17 protein-coding genes and 1 pseudogene are annotated in these 17386 nt (G+C 66.3%); 5 read left to right on the top strand and 13 right to left on the bottom strand.

What is annotated here, in order from left to right; genetic code table 11:
- The first annotated feature begins 139 nt into the window (after positions 1-139).
- On the top strand, positions 140-1573 hold the full coding sequence (locus C7411_RS12895; RefSeq protein ID WP_110384681.1) for a cytochrome-c peroxidase: 1434 nt from the start codon (positions 140-142) through the stop codon (positions 1571-1573).
- Between the two features lie 94 nt (positions 1574-1667).
- Here the strand turns inward: C7411_RS12895 and C7411_RS12890 are convergent, their stop codons facing one another.
- From C7411_RS12890 to C7411_RS12855, 8 genes are all read right to left on the bottom strand, one after another.
- On the bottom strand, positions 1668-2006 hold the full coding sequence (locus tag C7411_RS12890; RefSeq protein WP_110384680.1) for a cupin domain-containing protein: 339 nt from the start codon (positions 2004-2006) through the stop codon (positions 1668-1670).
- Between the two features lie 9 nt (positions 2007-2015).
- Complete coding sequence (locus C7411_RS12885) at positions 2016-2444, bottom strand: OsmC family protein (protein WP_110384679.1); 429 nt, start codon at positions 2442-2444, stop codon at positions 2016-2018.
- A 102-nt stretch (positions 2445-2546) separates the two neighbouring features.
- Positions 2547-3344 (bottom strand): c-type cytochrome, encoded by a 798-nt coding sequence (locus C7411_RS12880; RefSeq protein WP_110384678.1) that lies wholly within the window; start codon positions 3342-3344, stop codon positions 2547-2549.
- Positions 3341-4966 (bottom strand): cbb3-type cytochrome c oxidase subunit I, encoded by a 1626-nt coding sequence (locus tag C7411_RS12875; protein WP_110384677.1) that lies wholly within the window; start codon positions 4964-4966, stop codon positions 3341-3343. Before C7411_RS12875 ends, C7411_RS12880 begins: the two co-directional genes overlap by 4 nt.
- Positions 4956-5531: a cupredoxin domain-containing protein gene (locus C7411_RS12870; protein ID WP_110384851.1), complete on the bottom strand. Its 576-nt coding sequence runs from the start codon at positions 5529-5531 to the stop codon at positions 4956-4958. Before C7411_RS12870 ends, C7411_RS12875 begins: the two co-directional genes overlap by 11 nt.
- Before the next feature lie 28 nt (positions 5532-5559).
- Positions 5560-5742 carry a hypothetical protein gene (locus tag C7411_RS12865; RefSeq protein ID WP_110384676.1) on the bottom strand — a complete coding sequence of 61 codons (183 nt, stop codon included), beginning with the start codon at positions 5740-5742 and terminating at the stop codon, positions 5560-5562.
- Positions 5743-5749: 7 nt separating this feature from the next.
- Positions 5750-7033, bottom strand: a complete 1284-nt coding sequence (locus tag C7411_RS12860; protein WP_110384675.1) for a c-type cytochrome — start codon at positions 7031-7033, stop codon at positions 5750-5752.
- A 94-nt stretch (positions 7034-7127) separates the two neighbouring features.
- Positions 7128-7856 carry a c-type cytochrome gene (locus tag C7411_RS12855; RefSeq protein WP_373682586.1) on the bottom strand — a complete coding sequence of 243 codons (729 nt, stop codon included), beginning with the start codon at positions 7854-7856 and terminating at the stop codon, positions 7128-7130.
- A gap of 425 nt (positions 7857-8281) precedes the next feature.
- Here C7411_RS12855 and C7411_RS12850 point away from each other — a divergent pair, with 425 nt between their 5' ends.
- Positions 8282-9022, top strand: coding sequence for a FadR/GntR family transcriptional regulator (locus C7411_RS12850; RefSeq protein WP_110384674.1), 741 nt, complete (start codon positions 8282-8284; stop codon positions 9020-9022).
- Between the two features lie 99 nt (positions 9023-9121).
- Here C7411_RS12850 and C7411_RS12845 read toward each other — a convergent pair whose 3' ends face one another.
- Entirely contained in the window at positions 9122-10705 is a 1584-nt protein-coding gene (locus tag C7411_RS12845; RefSeq protein WP_110384849.1) for an aldehyde dehydrogenase (NADP(+)), read from the bottom strand.
- A 223-nt stretch (positions 10706-10928) separates the two neighbouring features.
- Between C7411_RS12845 and C7411_RS12840 the strand changes: the two are divergent.
- Both C7411_RS12840 and C7411_RS12835 read left to right on the top strand, forming a co-directional pair.
- Positions 10929-11106, top strand: a pseudogene (locus C7411_RS12840) (MFS transporter); the annotation flags it as partial.
- Positions 11107-11185: 79 nt separating this feature from the next.
- Positions 11186-12274, top strand: coding sequence for a lactonase family protein (locus C7411_RS12835; protein ID WP_110384673.1), 1089 nt, complete (start codon positions 11186-11188; stop codon positions 12272-12274).
- 134 nt (positions 12275-12408) lie between these two features.
- Here C7411_RS12835 and C7411_RS12830 read toward each other — a convergent pair whose 3' ends face one another.
- Together C7411_RS12830 and C7411_RS12825 are read right to left on the bottom strand one after the other, a co-directional pair.
- Positions 12409-12660 carry an H-NS family nucleoid-associated regulatory protein gene (locus C7411_RS12830; protein WP_110384672.1) on the bottom strand — a complete coding sequence of 84 codons (252 nt, stop codon included), beginning with the start codon at positions 12658-12660 and terminating at the stop codon, positions 12409-12411.
- An 84-nt stretch (positions 12661-12744) separates the two neighbouring features.
- Positions 12745-13449 (bottom strand): cytochrome b/b6 domain-containing protein, encoded by a 705-nt coding sequence (locus C7411_RS12825; RefSeq protein WP_110384671.1) that lies wholly within the window; start codon positions 13447-13449, stop codon positions 12745-12747.
- 172 nt (positions 13450-13621) lie between these two features.
- Between C7411_RS12825 and C7411_RS12820 the strand changes: the two genes are divergently transcribed.
- Positions 13622-14221: a TMEM175 family protein gene (locus C7411_RS12820; RefSeq protein ID WP_110384670.1), complete on the top strand. Its 600-nt coding sequence runs from the start codon at positions 13622-13624 to the stop codon at positions 14219-14221.
- A 54-nt stretch (positions 14222-14275) separates the two neighbouring features.
- Here C7411_RS12820 and C7411_RS12815 read toward each other — a convergent pair whose 3' ends face one another.
- Together C7411_RS12815 and metE are read right to left on the bottom strand one after the other, a co-directional pair.
- Positions 14276-14854 carry a DUF4142 domain-containing protein gene (locus tag C7411_RS12815; RefSeq protein ID WP_110384669.1) on the bottom strand — a complete coding sequence of 193 codons (579 nt, stop codon included), beginning with the start codon at positions 14852-14854 and terminating at the stop codon, positions 14276-14278.
- 206 nt (positions 14855-15060) lie between these two features.
- Positions 15061-17355, bottom strand: a complete 2295-nt coding sequence (gene metE, locus C7411_RS12810) for a 5-methyltetrahydropteroyltriglutamate--homocysteine S-methyltransferase (RefSeq protein ID WP_110384668.1) — start codon at positions 17353-17355, stop codon at positions 15061-15063.
- Positions 17356-17386 lie beyond the last annotated feature (31 nt).

Here is a 17386-nt window from a genome sequence, read left to right as displayed (position 1 = left end):
GCGCGTGCAGGGCGGCGGGCTTCGCGCCGTTGTCATGTCGTGTGCTTTCGCCGCGTTGCACGCCAGCTTCGATGGTCGCTGGGTGAAACGCGGCGTTTGGCTTTTCCTTCTCATGGTATTACGCAAAGAAAGATCGAACATGTCCGAGCTTTCCACTTCGCCTGCGCCGTCTTCACCCAGGCCGCGCAGCGCGGCGAGCCCCACGCGGATCGTCCTGCGCGCTGCCGCCGCCGTGATCGCCGTCGGTGCACTGGGTTTTTGCGCCTACGCCGTGGCTTTCCCGGCCAGCGTGCCCGATGCCGTGGGCGAGGTCGTCGAGAACCTGACCGGCGCGAATCCGCACCCGGTCGTGCTGCAGCGCCCGCCCGTCGCGCCGCTTTCGGCCATGGCGCAGCTCGGCAAACAGCTTTTCTTCGATCCGGCGCTCTCGGGCTCCGGTCAGCAGTCCTGCGCTTCGTGCCATAGCCCCGACCGCGCCTACGGTCCTCCCAACGGGCACGACGTGCAGATGGGCGGCCTCGCGATGAACCAGCAGGGCTATCGGCCGCCGCCTTCGCTCATGTACCTGTACCGTCAGCCGAACTTCAGCATCGGTCCCGACCAGGGCGAAAACGACGACGCGCCGACGGTCGCCCAGCAGGCCACCGCCGCAGCCGACGTCGTGAAGTCGCAGAAGGTGGCGGGCGGCGCCTCGACCTCCGTGGAGATGGTGCCGCAGGGCGGCCTGTTCTGGGACGGACGCGCCGACACGCTGCAGCAGCAGGCGTACGGCCCGCTGCTCAATCCCGTGGAAATGGCGGACACGAGCATCGAACAGGTGGCGACGAAGCTTGCGAAAGCGCCGTACGCGAAGCACTTCACGGAGTTGTTCGGAGACCGGATCTTCGGCGACCCGAAGCTGGCCGTGGCGGAGGCGATGTTCGCGATCTCGCGCTACCAGGTGGAAGACCAGTCGTTCCATCCGTATAACAGCAAGTACGACCGCTGGCTCGAAGGCCATGCGCGTCTCACGCAAGCCGAGCTGCGCGGCCTGCGTCTGTTCAACGACCCGAACAAGGCGAACTGCGCGGGCTGCCACCTCTCGAAGCCCGGCAAGGACGGCCTGCCGCCGATGTTCACGGACTACCAGTACGAGGCCTTGGGCGTGCCGCGCAACAACAAGCTCGCGCAGAACAAGGATCCGCATTTCTTCGATCTGGGCGTATGCGGCCCGTTCCGCACGGACTTCAAGGACCAGACGCAGTACTGCGGCATGTTCCTCACCCCCACGCTGCGCAACTCGGCCACGCGCACGGTGTTTTTCCACAACGGCGTGTATCACAACCTCGACGACGTGATGGCGTTCTATAACGACCGCAATACGGACCCGGGCAAGTTCTATCCGCGCGGCCCAGACGGCAAGATCGACAAGTACGACGATATTCCGCCGCAGTTCCGTAAGAACGTGGACGTGACCGATGCCCCGTTCGACCGCAAGTTCGGCGACAAGCCCGCGATGACGCAAAGCGACATTCAGGACATCATCGCGTTCCTCAAGACGCTCAACGACGACCCGGTGCCGTCGCAGCAGTGAGCGGGGCGGGGGCAACCCGTCTTCGGAAAGAAAAATGGGCGTGTCCGGTTTAAGCCGGGACGCGCCCATTTTGTAACGGATGCAGCGCCAGCCCTTATTTCTCCCCATGGGCAAGGTGAATCGTCACGATCACCGAAGCATCGTCGAGCGCTTCCAGCGCGTGCGGCTCGCCGCCGCCGAGCAGCAGCATGTCGCCGGCGTGCATGGTGCGCGGATCGCCGTTCACGAAGAAACGGATCACGCCTTCCACGCACTGCACCGTGATCTCGCCAGGCACGCTGTGCTCGGGCAGGCGCTTGCCTGCGGGCAGCACGATACGCATGACTTCGAGTTGCTGCGCGCGGATCAGGGTAGTCGACTTCGCGTTCTTGAGCGCGCCGCCTAGCGCACGCACGTCGAAGACCTCACCCGGCGCGGCATGGGGGATGGCCATGACAGCCTCTCACACGAGCTTCGCGTTGAGCGTGATCTTCGCGTTGTTGGCGAAGAGCTTCGACACCGGACAGTTCTCCTTGGCGCCCTTCGAAAGCTCGTCGAACTTCGCCTGATCGATGCCGGGAATCTTCGCGGTCATGTCGAGCTGGCAGCTCGTGATGGCGAAGCCTTCGCCCACCTTGTCGAGCGTGACGGTCGCTTTCGTCTCGATGCTTTCGGCCGTGAAGCCCGCCTGGGTGAGAAAGAGCGAGAACGCCATCGTGAAGCAGCCCGCGTGCGCCGCGCCGATCAGTTCCTCGGGGTTGGTGCCGGGACCGCCTTCGAAGCGCGAGGCGAAGCCATAGGGCGCCTCTTTGAGCACGCCGGTTTGCGTCGAGATCGTGCCCTGTCCGTCCTTGATGCCGCCGTGCCATTTTGCCGATGCCGTCTTTTGCATGATGTCGCTCCGCGAGGTTGGGTAACGAGGTGGGTGAAGGACATGCAGGGCGCGCAATTTACATACCGCCGCCGCCCTGCATGGATGAATTCGGGGTTGGGTTCAGGGTTGCTGCGGCGGCGTTTCGCCTGCGTACCAGGCGGCGGCCGCGTCGATTTCCTCGGGCGTCATGTTGCGCGCGATGTTGCGCATCTGCCCGGAAATGTCGTTATGGCGCGTGCCGTTCGCGAACGCGAGCAACTGCGCCTTTGTATACGCGGCCGGCAGGCCGTCGAGCCACGGACTGCCGATCTTGCTGTCCACGCCGCCATGGCAGGACGCGCACGCGGGAATATTGCGCAGCGGCGCGCCGTGCGCCACGATGGCGGGCGCGCCGCCGCGCAGGTGCGCGATTGGCTGCAGCGACGCGTAGTAGGCCGCGAGGTCGCGCATGTCCTCGTCGGACAGATCGCGCGCCATGGGCGACATCACCGCGTTCTGGCGGGCGCCCGTCTGGAAGTCGTGCAGTTCCTTGAAGACCACGATGGCGAACTGGCCCGCCAGATTCGGCGAATTGGCCATGCTGATGCCGCGCGGGCCATGGCACATCGTGCAGCGCAAGGCGAGCGTCGCGCCGCGGCCGACGGAGAGCGCCGTCGCGCCGTCGAGCATGTGCGGCGTGAGTTCGACCTGGCTCAGCGTGTAGCCGGGCGGCACCGCCGAGCCGACCGGGTGCCACTCGCGCGGCACGCCGGCCGCGCTGCAGATCGCCGTCCAGATGCCCTGAAAATACGGGTCGCTTTTGGCGGAAGGCAGCCAGACGAAGCCGATCAGCACGGAGACGGCGAACACGACGATCGCCGTGCCGACGCCCGCGCGGAACCACACGTTGCGAAACGAGAACAGGCGTTCGTCGCTCATCGCTGCGCTCCAATCGGGATCGCGGGCACGGCCGTCTCGGGCGTCGCGAGCAGTTGCGCGATCGGGTAGCCATAGTTGGTGATCGTGAGGGCGATCATCAGCACGATCCACAGCCCGAAGCTGTTGAGCGCCACCGGCAGCGTGGCCGACTCGTGCACCGGCTTGCTGAAGCGGTACTCCTCGGGCGCGGCCGCCTCGCTGCGGTGCCCCTGCAGCAGCACGATGAAGAACAGCACCGCCGAGATCACGAGGATCAGCCCGCCGAGCGCCGAGAGCGCCACGAGCGCGCCCTGGCCCGCGAGCGCCGGGTCGCTATAGTCGTAATAGGCCATGCGGCGCGGCATGCCCATGAGGCCGACCAGGTGCCAAGGAAAGGTCGTCACGATCATGCCGATGAACCACAGCCACAACTGCCAGCGCATGAGGCGCCAATTGTCGAGTGCGCGGCCGGTGATCTGCGGCCACAGGTCGTAGGCGATGGCGAAGTACATGATGACGATCGCGCCGCCATAGATCAGGTGAAAGTGGCCCGTGATCCACTGCGTGTTGTGCACGGACTGGTCGAGCTGGTAGCTCATGTTGATGAGACCGCCCGCGCCGCCGAAGCCGAGCATGACGAACGAGAACGCCACGGCCAGCATTTGCGGGTTCTGCCACGGCAGCTTCGCGATCCAGCCGAACGGGCCCTTGCCGCCGCGCAGCCGCCCGGCGATTTCGACCGACGCGCAGATCGTGAACACGGTGAGCAGCGTGGGCACCGAGACGAGCGCCGTGAACACCGACTGCACGAACTTGAAGCCCGAGCCCACCTGCGGATCGGTGAAGAGGTGGTGCAGGCCGATCGGCATGGCCACCACGAGGAACAGGATGAACGAGATGCGCGCCATCACGTCGCTGTAGAGCCGGCCGCCGATCGCGCGCGGGACGATCGTGTAGTAGGCGATATAGGCGGGCACGAGCCAGAAGTAGACGATGGCGTGCAGGGTCCAGGAGAAGAACACGCGCGCGAGACCCGCGTCGATCGTATTGCGCCAGCCGAAGGCCACGGGCAGGATCTGGAACAGCACCTCGATGGCGGCGCCCACCGCGGTCCAGCCCCAGAGATACGCGCCCGCCGTGGTCGCGAACATGGCGAGCGGCAGCGGCTTGCCGCGATTCTCGCGCTTCCATTTCGCGGTGTTCACGCCCATCAGCGCGACCCAGACCCACGAGCCCACCACGACGAGCACGACGCCCAGGTAATAGAACACGTTGCCGATCATCGGTGGGTAGAACGTGTAGAGCACGGAGGCGAGGCCGAGCGCGACGGGCACCGAGGCCGTGACGGCGCCGAGCGCGAGCAGGATGAAGCCGAGCCAGGCCCACTTCACGCCCACGAGCGGGCGCTTGAGCGCCAGTTCGCTGACCGCGTAGCCGAAGCCCATGGCAATGAGCGTGGGAAACACATAACCCATCACGGTGCCGTGCTCGGTGACCGAGCGGTAGTAAAGCTCGGGGTCGTTGAGCCATGGGTGCAGCGGGCTGCGCACGAACATCTGCCACGCGCCGAGCAGCAGCGCCACGCCGAAGACGATGAACGCGAGCCAGAAGTGGGCGAGTACGAGTCGCTTGTTATTTAACACAGCTGAGTCTCCGCGCTGAATTGCCTGCCTGGTTCGCCATCTGCATGAAGGCATCCTTGTCGATGACCTTCACGTGAGCCCACATCCCCTGGTGGCCCGTGCCGCAGTATTCGTGGCACGGCATGAGGTGGTCGGCGGGTTGGTCGAAGGTCGTGCGGAACGTCGAGATGTAGCCCGGCTCGACCATCGAGTTCAGGTTGGTGTCCGTGACGAGGAAGCCGTGCACGACATCGGCGCTCGTCGCACGGAACGTAATGGGCGTATTCGCCGGAACGAGGATGCATTGCGGCGTGAACGAGTATTGCTGCGCGAGAATGCGCACCGTCACGGAGCCGTCGGTCTCCACGGCGCTGCCGAGGTTCGACTCGACGAATTCGCCGGACACGTGCAGCGTTTCCGGATTGACGAGCTCCACGCGCGAGGGCGGCATCATGGCCCAGTGCAGGCCCGTGAACACCACCACGGCCACGAGCAGCGAGACGAACGCCACCATGAGCATCGCCCAGCGGCGCTCGACGCGCGCGGCGACTTCGGCACTGGCATGGTTATCGAGCGGATTCGACATGAGGCCGGCCTTTTCTTGTCTGTCTGATCTATTGGATGACGCCGCGCGGCAGGAACACGACGAAGTAGAAGATGAACCAGATCGCGGCCACGATCGCCGTGGCGATGCCAGCCAGCGCGAGCGCGCCGCCCGGGCCGCCGGCCACGATCTCGTCGACCTGTTCGTGTTGCGGGCGCTCGCCCGGTTGTTCGGGTACGGGAGTTTCGATCATCGCAGCCTCAGAAAAGCGGCGCGGAACGCAGCGCGTTCACTTCATGTTCGGAAACCGGCGTGCCGTGGTTGCCCCACGCCGTGCGGATATACGTGACCACGGCCGCCACTTCTTCGTCGGAGAGCGATTGCGCGAAGGGCGGCATGCCATAGGGCATGGGGTTCTTTTGCGTGCCCGGCGCATAGCCGCCGTTGAGCACCATGCGGATGGGGTTCACGGCCGAGTTCATCTGAATGGACTGGTTGTCGGCGAGCGGCGGGAAGTGCGGCGGCTTGCCCTGGCCTTCGGCCGCGTGGCACACCGCGCACTGCGACTCGTAGATCTTCTTGCCGAGCGGCACGAGGCGGGCGGCTTCCTCCGTCACGAAGGTGCTCTTGGGCGACTTGTCGACTTCGTTGTTGTGGCCCGGCAGCGACTTCAGATACACGGCCACGGCGCGCACGTCGTCTTCGGTGAGGTACTGGAAGCTGTCGTAGACCACTTCGGCCATCGGCCCGTACACGGCGCCACGTTTGGACACGCCCGCGTGCAGCAGATCGACGATGTCCTCGATGCTCCAGTCGCCGAGGCCCGCTTCCTTGTTCGAGGTGAGCGAAGGCGCATACCAGTTCTGCACTGGAATCAGGCCGCCCTGGAACTCCTTCGAGGCCGAGTTGCCGCCGAGCGCGTTGATCGCCGTGTGGCACATCGTGCAGTGGCCGAGGCCTTCCACGAGATAGGCGCCGCGATTCCACTCGGCGGACTGCTTCGGGTCGGGCTTGAACTCGCCCTGGCGGAAGAACAGCGTGCGCCAGCCGAGCAGCAGCGCGCGCTTGTTATACGGGAAGCGCAGGTCGTGCGCGCGGTTCTCCTTGTGCACGGGCTGCGTGGAGAGCAGGTACGCGAAAATCGCGTCCGAGTCCGCGCGCGTGACCTTGGTGTACGACGCGAACGGCATGGCCGGGTAGAGCAGCGTGCCGTCGCGCGACTTGCCTTCGTGCAGCATGCGGTAGAACTCGTCTGCGGTCCACGAGCCGATGCCGAACGTCTTGTCCGACGAGATGTTCGGCGTGTAGAGCGTGCCGAAAGGCGTTTCCATCGGACGCCCGCCGCCGAACATCTGCTCGGAAGGCACCGTGTGGCAGGCAATGCAGTCGCCGGCGCGCGCGAGATATTCGCCGCGCGCGATCAGTGCGGCGTTGCTCGCTACCGGCTTCGCGTTGGCCGCGGCTGCCGCCGCGGCGGCGCTCGCCGCGTCCGCTGCGTTCGCGCTGGGCGCGGCCGTTTGCGCGAGCGCGAGCGCGGCGCCCATGCAGAACGTGACGGCCGCGAACGAGAGGCGCGCCGCGAGCGGCCTTGACGATGACGGGAGAAGGGATCGAAGTCTGCGCACGTCGAGGCCCCGGCTAGTGATGGACGCTGCCGCACGCGAGCGGCAGCGGCGAGGCCGCAGCCGGCGTCGTATCGGCGGGCGCGGGTTGCGACGAGAGCCAGGCCGCGATCGCGGTGATGTCGCGGTCGGCGAGACGGGTGGCGATGTCGTGCATGCAGTCGGGCGCGGCGGCGCGGCGTGTGCCGTAACGGAACGCGCCGAGCTGCGCGCTGAGGTAGTTCGCATGCAGGCCCACGAGGCCCGGAATGGCCGGCTGCATGCCCGTGAGCGAAGCGCCGTGGCAGAGCGCGCAGGCGGGCACGTTGCGCTTGCTGTCGCCGTTCATGACGAGCGTTTTGCCGAGCGCGAGCATGGCCGCGTCGACCGTGGGCCTGGCGGGCGGCGGATAGGGCGGGTGCTGCTGCGAGAAGAATTCCGCGATCTGCTTGAGGTAGGCGTCGGGCAGATACGCCAGCAGATAGTTCATGGGCGGGTAGCTGCGGCCGCCGTCGCGGAAGGCGACGAGCTGGTTGAACAGATACCCCGCCGGCTTGCCCGCGAGACGCGGGAAGTAGTCGTTGTCGGTGCCTTCGCCGTGTGCGCCGTGACAGGCCGCGCAACCCATCACGCGGGCCTGCATCGTGTCAGGCGCGGGCTCGGCGGGCGGTGCCGCGAGGAGCGGCGCCCATGGCAGCGCGAGCGCAAGGATGAGCAGGACGATGCGGGTTCTCAATGATTCCCTCGTTGCGGATGGTAGCTGCACAAACGCGTTGCGATTCGATATCAGTTGAGGCGTCGTCCGTGGGGGATTCTCATTATCTAAAACGGCCGGGCGCGCACCTTTTCGAGGAGATTATCGGAGAACGCCGACTTGTGCAGCCAGCTTGCACAAATAATTTCGCCCGGAACACGATTGCACGATATGTTTGCTAACACAACGATATGGGCTTCCCGCCGCCGGCGGGAGCGGCGCGAATTGCATCGGAATACGAAATAAAATGAGGATCGTTCACGGCGCGATTCCGTGTAGTTCCGGAGTCTGCGCCGATGGCATCCATCATGCGGTCATAGGATGTCCTCAGTCTCATGCGTGCACGCTGTTCCGGGGGTTGTCCGACAACGTATAATGGAATGACAAGACTGACGCACGCAGACTCACACGCGCATATCGAGCCCAAGGAGATCCACATGGCGGAGTCGCTTGCCGCGCCCATCGCCGCGCGTAGCCGCAATCTCGCCGGGCAGGTCGTCGACTTCATCAGCGAGCGGATCGCCACGCGCGCACTCAAGCCCGGCGACAAATTGCCGACCGAAAACAATCTCATGACGCAACTGGGCGTGAGCCGCACGGTGGTGCGCGAGGCCATCTCGCGTCTGCAAGCCATGTCGGTGATCGAAACGCGTCACGGCATTGGCAGCTTCGTGCTGGAGCCGCGCCGCGAGCCGTTCGATCTCGACGTCGTCCCGGCCAGCACGCTGGACGATGTGCTGGCCGTGCTGGAGCTGCGCATCAGTCTCGAAACCGAGGCCGCGGGCCTTGCCGCCCTGCGCGCGGGCGAGCGCGACCTGGCAGGCATGCGCACTGCGCTCGACGCACTCGACGTCGTCATCCGCACGGGCGGCGACAGCTCGGGCGCCGACCTCGAATTCCACATCTCGGTGGCGCGCGCCACGGGCAACCGCTATTTCGTCGACGTCCTCACGCAGATGGGCGCGGCGTTGATCCCGCGCCGTCGCGTCGACTCGGCCGGCATCGTGCATCGCGATCCGCAGGCTTACGCCGAACTGGTGAGCCGCGAGCACGAGAGCATTTTCGACGCCATCGCCCGTCGCGATCCCGAAGGCGCACGCGCGGCCATGCGCATGCATCTGTCGAGCAGCCGCGAGCGGCTGCGCCGCGCCGTGGCGGAGTCGGGGGGGAAAGCGTAAGGCATCCCGGCGCGCAGCGTGCATGGCAAACAGCGGCCGCAGGTCGAACTGCCGCCGCTGTTTTCATTTGCGATGCGTGGAACGCGCCGATGCAGCCACTCAGCCGCGCATCAGCTCGCCGTTTTTGCGCCTCCAGAGGTCGAGCGGATTGGCGTCCGCAAGCGCCTGCGGCAGCAGTTCGGCCGGGAAGTCCTGATAACACACCGGCCGCAGGAAGCGCTCCATCGCGCTCGTGCCGACTGAGGTCGCGCGGCTATCGGACGTGGCCGGGAACGGGCCGCCGTGCACCATCGCGTGCGCGACTTCCACGCCGGTCGGAAAGCCGTTCACGAGCAGGCGGCCGGCCTTGCGTTCGAGTATCGGCACGAGGCGCATCGCGGCGGGCAGGTCGGCGCGCTCCATCTGGATCGTCGCGGTGAGCTGGCCCGCGAAGTGCTCGGCCACGGCGAGCAGTTCGGCTTCGTCCTTGCAGCGCACGAGCGTCGAGGCCGGGCCGAACACTTCGTCTTCGAGGGCGGGCTGCGCGAGGAAGGTTTGCGCGTCGGTCACGAAGAGGGCGGCGAACGCCTGGTTCGGGCCGCTCGCGGGCTGGCCTTGCGCGAGCGCGCTGACGCCCTGGGTTTCGGCCAGACGCCGCGCGCCTTCTTCATACGCCGCATGGATACCCGCCGTGAGCATGGTCTGCGCGGGCTTGACGCCCAGCGCCCGACTCGCGGCCTGCGCGAACTGGTCGAGCGCCGGACCCTCGATGCCGATCGCCAGACCCGGGTTCGTGCAGAACTGACCGGCGCCGAGCACGAGCGAATCGACGAAGCCCTGCGCGATGGCCGCGCCGCGCGCCGCGAGCGCCTCGGGCAGCAGGAACACGGGATTGATGCTGCTCATTTCCGCGTAGACGGGAATGGGCTCGGGCCGGTTCGCGGCAATGCGCATGAGCGCCGTGCCGCCCGCGCGCGAGCCGGTAAAGCCCACGGCCTTGATGGCCGGGTGCGCCACGAGCGCCTCGCCCACGGTGCGCCCCGCGCCGACGATGAGCGAGAACACGCCCTCGGGCAGCCCCATCTCCTGCACGGCCTGCTGGATCACGCGGCCCACCATCTCCGAGGTGCCGAGGTGCGCGCCGTGCGCCTTGACGATGACCGGGCAGCCCGCCGCCAGCGCCGCGGCCGTGTCGCCGCCCGCCACCGAGAACGCGAGCGGGAAGTTGCTCGCGCCGAACACGGCGACTGGACCGAGCGCGATTTTCTGCAGACGCAGATCGGCGCGCGGCAACGGCTTGCGCTCAGGCAGGGCGGCGTCGAGCGTGGGCGTGAGCCACAGTCCCTGACGCACTTCCTGCGCGAACAGCTTGAGCTGACCGACGGTGCGGCCGCGCTCGCCTTCGAGGCGCGCCTTGGGCAGGCCGGTTTCCGCGTGGGCGCGTTCGGTGAGCGCGTCGCCGAGCGCGGCGATGCCGTCGGCGATGCGTTCGAGGAACGCCGCACGCACGGCGAGCGGCAGCGTGCGGTACGCGTCGAACGCCGCGGCGGCGAGCTGGCAGGCGGCGTCGACGTCGGCGGCCGTACCGCTGCCGAAGGCCGGTGCGGGGATCGCTTCGCCCGTGGCGGGGTTGAAAGCCGCGAGCGGCTTTTCCGGGCCGCGCACCGCGCGGCCTCCAATGAGCATGTCGCCAGTGATTTGCATATCGTCTCCGAGCATCGTTGCAGTGAATTTGGTCATCGTACAACTACCGTGCGCCAGTTCATCGCCGCGGCACGTCCGCGGCAGGTGCCTGTAGCAGTCCAGAAGCGCCGCATGCGCACAAAATCAAGCCTTTTCAACTATGATTCCCGTTCTGAAGCGGGGTAAATGCGGCGTTGGTTCCCTCAGCGGGGCAAGCCTGGATGTCGTCGGACAACGTACCAGGTTCGGCGCGGGGCTGTTCTTTGTGGGCTATGCGATCTTCGAGGTGCCGTCCAACATCCTCATGCAAAAGTATGGCGCACGCGCATCATGGGCACGTGGGGCATCGTGGCTGCCGCCATGGCATTCGTGCGCCATTCAGTTCACGATTCTACGCAGCCACGTTCTGGCTTGCCGTCGCGCTCGTGATCGCGGCCTGCTTGCTTCGACGTCGTTGGCCCGACCCTGGCGCAACCCTCAATCGAGAAGGAAACCCACACCATGAGCCAGCCGAACCCCGAAGGCTTCTTCGTCTACGTCGCGAATTCGAAAGACGGCGACATCGGCGTGTTTCATCTCGATGCGCGCCATGGCGCACTCACGCCGCAAGCGCGCGTGGCTGCGCAGGACAACGTGATGCCGATGGCGCTCTCGCCCGATCGCCGCCGCCTCTACGCGGCTACGCGCGGCGCGGACAAGCGCATCAACGACTACGTCATCGACGCGCAAAGCGGCAGTCTCGCGCTGCGCGTGCAGACGCCGATCGAATCGAGCCTCGCGTATCTGTGTGCCGAGCCGCAGGGGCGTTTCCTGCTGGGCGCCTCGTACGGCGAGCATCGCGTGAGCCTGTATGGCGCGAAAGATCTCGAGGACGGGCGTGGCGCGCCGCTGCAGGTGATCGGCGGCATCGAGCACGCGCACGCGGTGATCGTTTCCGCCGACGGGCGCTTCGCCTATGCATCGTCGCTCGGCAGCGACCGCGTGTTGGCTTTCGCGCTGGAAGACGTGGGGCGCCTCGCCGATCTCGGCGCGGTCGATCTCGGCGCGGGCTTCGGTCCTCGGCATCTGCGCTTTTCGCCCAACGGCGACGTGCTGTACGTGCTGAGCGAATTCCGCGCGACGGTGGCGGCTTTCGCGCGCGACGCCGCCACGGGCAAGCTCACGGCGCTGCACGTCTCGCCGCGCGCTCCGGTGCTCGCGCATCTGAACGACGGCTTTGCGCGCCCGAGCCCCACGGACCCCGTGCAGCCCGACCCCGCCGTGCTCGCGAAGCTCGTCTGGGCCGCCGATCTCCACGTCTCGCCCGATGGGCGCTTCGTCTACGTGTCCGAGCGCACGACGAGCCAGATTGTCACGCTGCGTGTCTCTCAGGATGGCGCGCTCGAATATGTGGGCGCGAGCGCGACGGAAACACAGCCGCGCGGTTTTCGCATCGACCCGACGGGCCGTTTTCTCGTGGCGTGCGGAGAAAAATCGCGGCACGTGTCGGTCTACACGATCGATGCGGCGAGCGGCGCGCTCACACTCCTGTCGCGCGGCGAGGGCGGCAACGGCGCGAACTGGGTGGAGATCGTCGCCGCCCGCGCCTGACCGTGCTGATCAGGAAGCTCGGCGCGCAGTGACGCTTGCGGTGTTTGCGCCATGCTCGTGCCAGCCGGCGCGCGGCATGGCTTGCGACAGGGTCCTTGCGGCCCTGTGTGCTTGTGAAGGGCGCGGGCGGTCGATCAGCTGTTGTCGCCGAACAGGTCCAGATTGGCGCGCTCGCGCTTTTTCCCTTCGTTGCCTTCGGCGTTGCGGGTGCGGCGCGCGGTCTTCTCGCGGCGCGGCTTGCCGAACACCTCGTCGGGCGTGAAGCCGAATTCGGCGATTGCCGCGCGCACGCTGGCCAGCGCCTCGTGCGCCGCTTCGGCGCGCGCCGCTTCGATGCGCTCGTCGAGTTCGCGCTTCTGGGCGAGCAATTCGCGGTAGGTAGCCATCGATGATTCTTGTCGAGTGAAAAAGAGCCGCTGATTTTACGCGTTGTGCGGGCTTCGCGTGGGCCTTACACCGCACAAGCGGCATCAAAGATACGCGGCGAGCAGCGCCACCACGACGCACGACAGCCCCATCAGCAAGGCCGCGAGCCACAGCGACCCGCGCGCGGGCGCGCGCACCGAAGCAGGCAGGCGTTTTTTGCCGCTCACCATCGGGCCGACCAGATTGTGGCCTTTCACGAGCGCATAGACGGCAATCGCACACACGTGCAGCACGACCGCCGCCGCGAGCAGATCCCAGCCCCACGCGTGCAGGCCGGCTATCGCATTGGCGATCTTTGCGGGCACGATTTCGCTGAGCGGGCCTTCGTCGGCGATGTCGTTGTTGTCGTAGAGACCGGTGAGCGTTTCGCCCAGCAGCAGCGCGAGCAGCAGCAGCACCATCCAGCCGCCCGCCGCGTTGTGGCCCACCTGGACGTCGGGCTCGCGCCGCAGCAGATGGCGCAGATGCTCGATCGCCTTGCGCGGCGAAGCGACGAAGCGCGAGAAGCGCGCGGTCTCGCTGCCGAAGCATCCCCACAGGATGCGAAACAGCACGAGCGCGAGCAGCGTCTCGCCGAGGCGCACGTGCATCTGCATCCAGTTCATGCGCTGCGTGATGTAAGCGGCGGCCACGAGCACGACGGTCAGCCAGTGAAAGAGGCGCACGGGCAGGTCCCAGACGGGCACGTGGCGCTCGGGGCGGTCAGGATGCCCGGGGCGGCGGCGGGTTGCGGAGGTCGTGGAATTCATGATTCGAGGCGGGCGGCCGGGCGGGGCGCCCAAGGCCATCATAGGTCAGGAACGCACGCCGCGTGTGGCGCAACCTGCGCAACTGCAAAGCCCCGGCGCATAGGTGGCATCGCGCGGCGACTTCGGCCATACTTCCCGTCTGCCTTACATCCCTTGCAGGCCGATTGCGCAGATGGAAAAAAACCGACTCGAAGCATTCAGCGATGGCGTGCTCGCCATCATCATCACCATCATGGTGCTGGAACTCAAGGTGCCGCATGGCGACGATCTGGCTGCGCTCGCGCCGCTCTGGCCGGTTTATCTGAGCTACGTGTTGAGCTTCATCTACGTGGGTATCTACTGGAACAACCATCACCACATGCTGCAGGTGGCGCGCCGCGTGAACGGCTCAGTGCTCTGGGCCAACCTGCATCTGCTGTTCTGGCTTTCGCTGCTGCCGTTCACCACGGGCTGGATGGGCGAGAACGAATTCGGGCGCTGGCCGACCGCGCTCTACGGCGTCAACCTGTTGCTCTGTGCGCTGGCCTATGTCGTGCTGCAATTTACGCTCGTGCGCTATCACGGCACGCAAAGTCCGCTCGCCATCGCGCTGGGCAACGACGTGAAGGGCAAGATCTCACCGGTGCTTTATCTGGCGGGGTTTGCGCTCGCGGCGCTCGACTATCCGCGCATTGGCGCGATCTTCTACTTCTTCGTCGCACTGCTTTGGCTCGTGCCCGACCAACGCATGGAGCGGCTCGCCCTCGCTGCCGGCGAAAAGAAGGAAGAGTAGACAGCGAAGGGGCCGGCGCGCATGCGGCCGGCCCCTTCGCCCATCACATCGTCATCAACCTGCCAGATGCTTGCGCTTCGCGAGTTCCTGAGCCTTCGCGTAGTCGGCCTGGATCACCGGCAGGCCTTCCGTGGCGGCCTTCTTGAGGCCCGCGTCGCGGCCCGAGGCGATCTCCGCCTGGAACGCCGAGAGCGTCTTCTGCTGGCCGGCCAGCGCGACCTGCTCGATATACGTCTTGTCGAAGTCCGCGCCGCGCAGCGTGTTGATGCTGCTGATGACCGCCGCATCCGGGTCGTTGCGCGGCACGTCCACGCCGCGCGGGCTCGCCGCGCGCATCGAGTCGGACAGCTTCGAATAGTCGGCCACCAGTTTTTCCGCGAAGGCCTTCACTTCGCGGTCGGTCGAGCGCGAGTCGGCAATGCGCGCGGCATCGCGCTGCGTGGCGACGGTTTGCGTGCCGTCCGCGATGAAGGCCTTGTCGGCTTCATGAAGCTTGCCGGGTGCGGCCGAAGTCGAGGCAGCCGCCGCTGCATTTGCTGTGGGCGCGGGGGTCTGCGCATGGGCGCTCAGCGTAACGGCGCAAAGGCTGGCGGCCGAAGCCGCGATGAGCGAGGCAAGCGAGAGGCGAGTCATCTGAACTCCTTTCTGCGTAGTTGGTATCGATTGCGCGCGCAGCGCCGCACGTGATGCGGATTTTCGTGTGGCCCTGCGCGGGACCGTTATGGCGTGGCGCCTTGCTGCTCAACGGTCAGAGGAATTCTATGAAGTCACTCGCGGTTCAGGTGAAACGATTGCTTCGCTTGTGTAACGGTTGGTAAGAGAGCATGCGCTTCGCCGACTTATTGCACCTGGCCGCGCAGCGTCCTCGCGGCAGCCACCATGTTCGTCAACGCAGGAATCACCTCGGCCCACTGGCGCGTCTTCAGACCGCAATCCGGGTTGACCCACAGGCGTTCTGCCGGAATACGCTCCGCGGCCTTCTGCATCAGCTGCACGATGTGCGCTTCGGTCGGGATGTTAGGCGAGTGAATGTCGTACACGCCGGGCCCGATTTCGTTCGGATACCTGAAGTCGTCGAACGCGTCCAGCAGCTCCATGTTCGAGCGCGAGGTCTCGATCGTGATGACGTCCGCATCCATATCGGCAATCGAAGCCATGATGTCGTTGAATTCCGAATAGCACATGTGCGTGTGGATCTGCGTGTCGTCTCCCACGCCGTTCGCCGTGATGCGGAACGATTCCACGGCCCAGCGCAGATACTCGCCCCACTGCGCGCGGCGCAGCGGCAGACCCTCGCGCAGCGCGGCCTCGTCGATCTGGATCACGCCCACGCCGGCCTTCTCCAGGTCGAGTACTTCTTCGCGAATGGCAAGCGCGAGCTGGTAGCACGAGACCGAACGCGGCTGGTCGTCACGCACGAAGGACCAGTTGAGGATCGTCACCGGGCCCGTGAGCATGCCCTTCATGGGCTTGTCCGTGAGCGACTGCGCGTAGGTGATCCACTCCACCGTCATCGCCTTCGGGCGGCTGATGTCGCCGAACAGAATGGGCGGCTTCACGCAGCGCGAGCCGTACGACTGCACCCAGCCGAACTGGCTGAACGCGTAGCCGTCGAGTTGCTCGCCGAAGTATTCGACCATGTCGTTGCGCTCGGCTTCGCCGTGTACGAGCACGTCGAGGCCCAGTTGCTCCTGCTCGCGCACGATGCGCTCGATTTCGGCGCGCATGGCGGCCCGGTAGCCCGCGTCGTCGAGCGCGCCGCTCCTGAACTGGCTTCGCGCCTGGCGGATTTGCGCCGTTTGCGGGAACGAGCCGATCGTGGTGGTCGGGAAGGCGGGCAGCTTCAGGCGCGTGGCCTGCTTCGCGGCGCGCTCGGCGTAAGCGTGCTGACGATTGCCGAGCTGCGCGTCGATGCGGGCGATCGCGGCCTTCACAGCAGGGTTGTTCACGCGCGGCGACTCGCGGCGCGCCTGAACGGCGGCGGCGTTCGCTGCGAGAACGGCTGCGACCTGGTCGCGGCCGGCGTTCAGCGCCGTGGCGAGCACCTTCACTTCGTCGAGCTTCTGCAGCCCGAACGCGAGCCACGAACGGATTTCAGCGTCGAGCTTCACTTCGCTGTCGAGATCCACCGGCACGTGCAGCAGCGAGCACGACGGCGCGATCCAGAGGCGCTCGCCCAACTGCTTCGCGAGCGGCTCGAGCCAGTCGAGCGTGGCGTTCAGGTCTGTCTTCCAGATGTTGCGGCCGTTGACCGCGCCCACCGAAAGCACGCATTCTCCAGGCAGCTTTTGCGCGGCCAGCGCGACTTCTGCGCGGGCGTTGATCGCGTCGATATGCAGACCGTCGACGGGCAGCGAGCACGCGAGGTCGAGATTCTCCTGGAGTTGTCCAAAGTAGGTGGCCAGCAGCAGTTTGACGCTGCGCAGCTCGAACCCTTCATATGCCGTCGCAAACGCGGCGCGCCAGGCCGGATCGAGTTCGGTTACGAGAATCGGCTCGTCGATCTGCACCCATTCGACGTCCATCACGCGGAAATAGTCGAGCAGCGCGCGATACACGGGCATGATGCGCGGCAGCAGCGCGAGCTTGTCCGAGTCGTCCCTGGCCTTGCCGAGCCACAGGTACGTGAGCGGCCCGATGATCACCGGCTTGGCCTTCACGCCCAGTTCGCGGGCTTCGCGCAGTTGCCCGGAAAGACGCGAGGTGTCGAGGTTGAACTGCGTATCGGCCGTGAATTCCGGGACGATGTAGTGATAGTTCGTGTCGAACCACTTCGTCATTTCGCCGGCCGCGACGCCGCCGCAGCAAGCGGCATGATCCTCGGCGCCGTGGGCCGAGCGGCCGCGCGCCACGCGAAAGGCGTTGTCGAGCTGGTCGCCGTGGAAGCCCTGCACGCGCTCGGGCAGGTTGCCGAGCGTGAAGCTCATGTCGAGCACCTGGTCGTAGAACGCGAAGTCGCCGGCGGGCACGAGGTCGAGACCCTTCTGGTTCTCCCAGTGGCGCGCGCGCAGTTGCGCGCCAAGCGCCTTCAGCTCGTCGAGAGAGGATTCGCCCTTCCAGTAGCGCTCCAAACCGAATTTGAGTTCGCGTTTCGCGCCGATGCGCGGAAAGCCGAGATTGTGCGTGGTGACCATGTGCGGCGCCGTCCGAAATGAAAGTGTTGAA

It is taken from the genome of Paraburkholderia silvatlantica, from assembly GCF_003096715.1.
GTDB lineage: Bacteria > Pseudomonadota > Gammaproteobacteria > Burkholderiales > Burkholderiaceae > Paraburkholderia > Paraburkholderia silvatlantica.
This window is presented reverse-complemented; position numbering and strand designations above follow the sequence as displayed.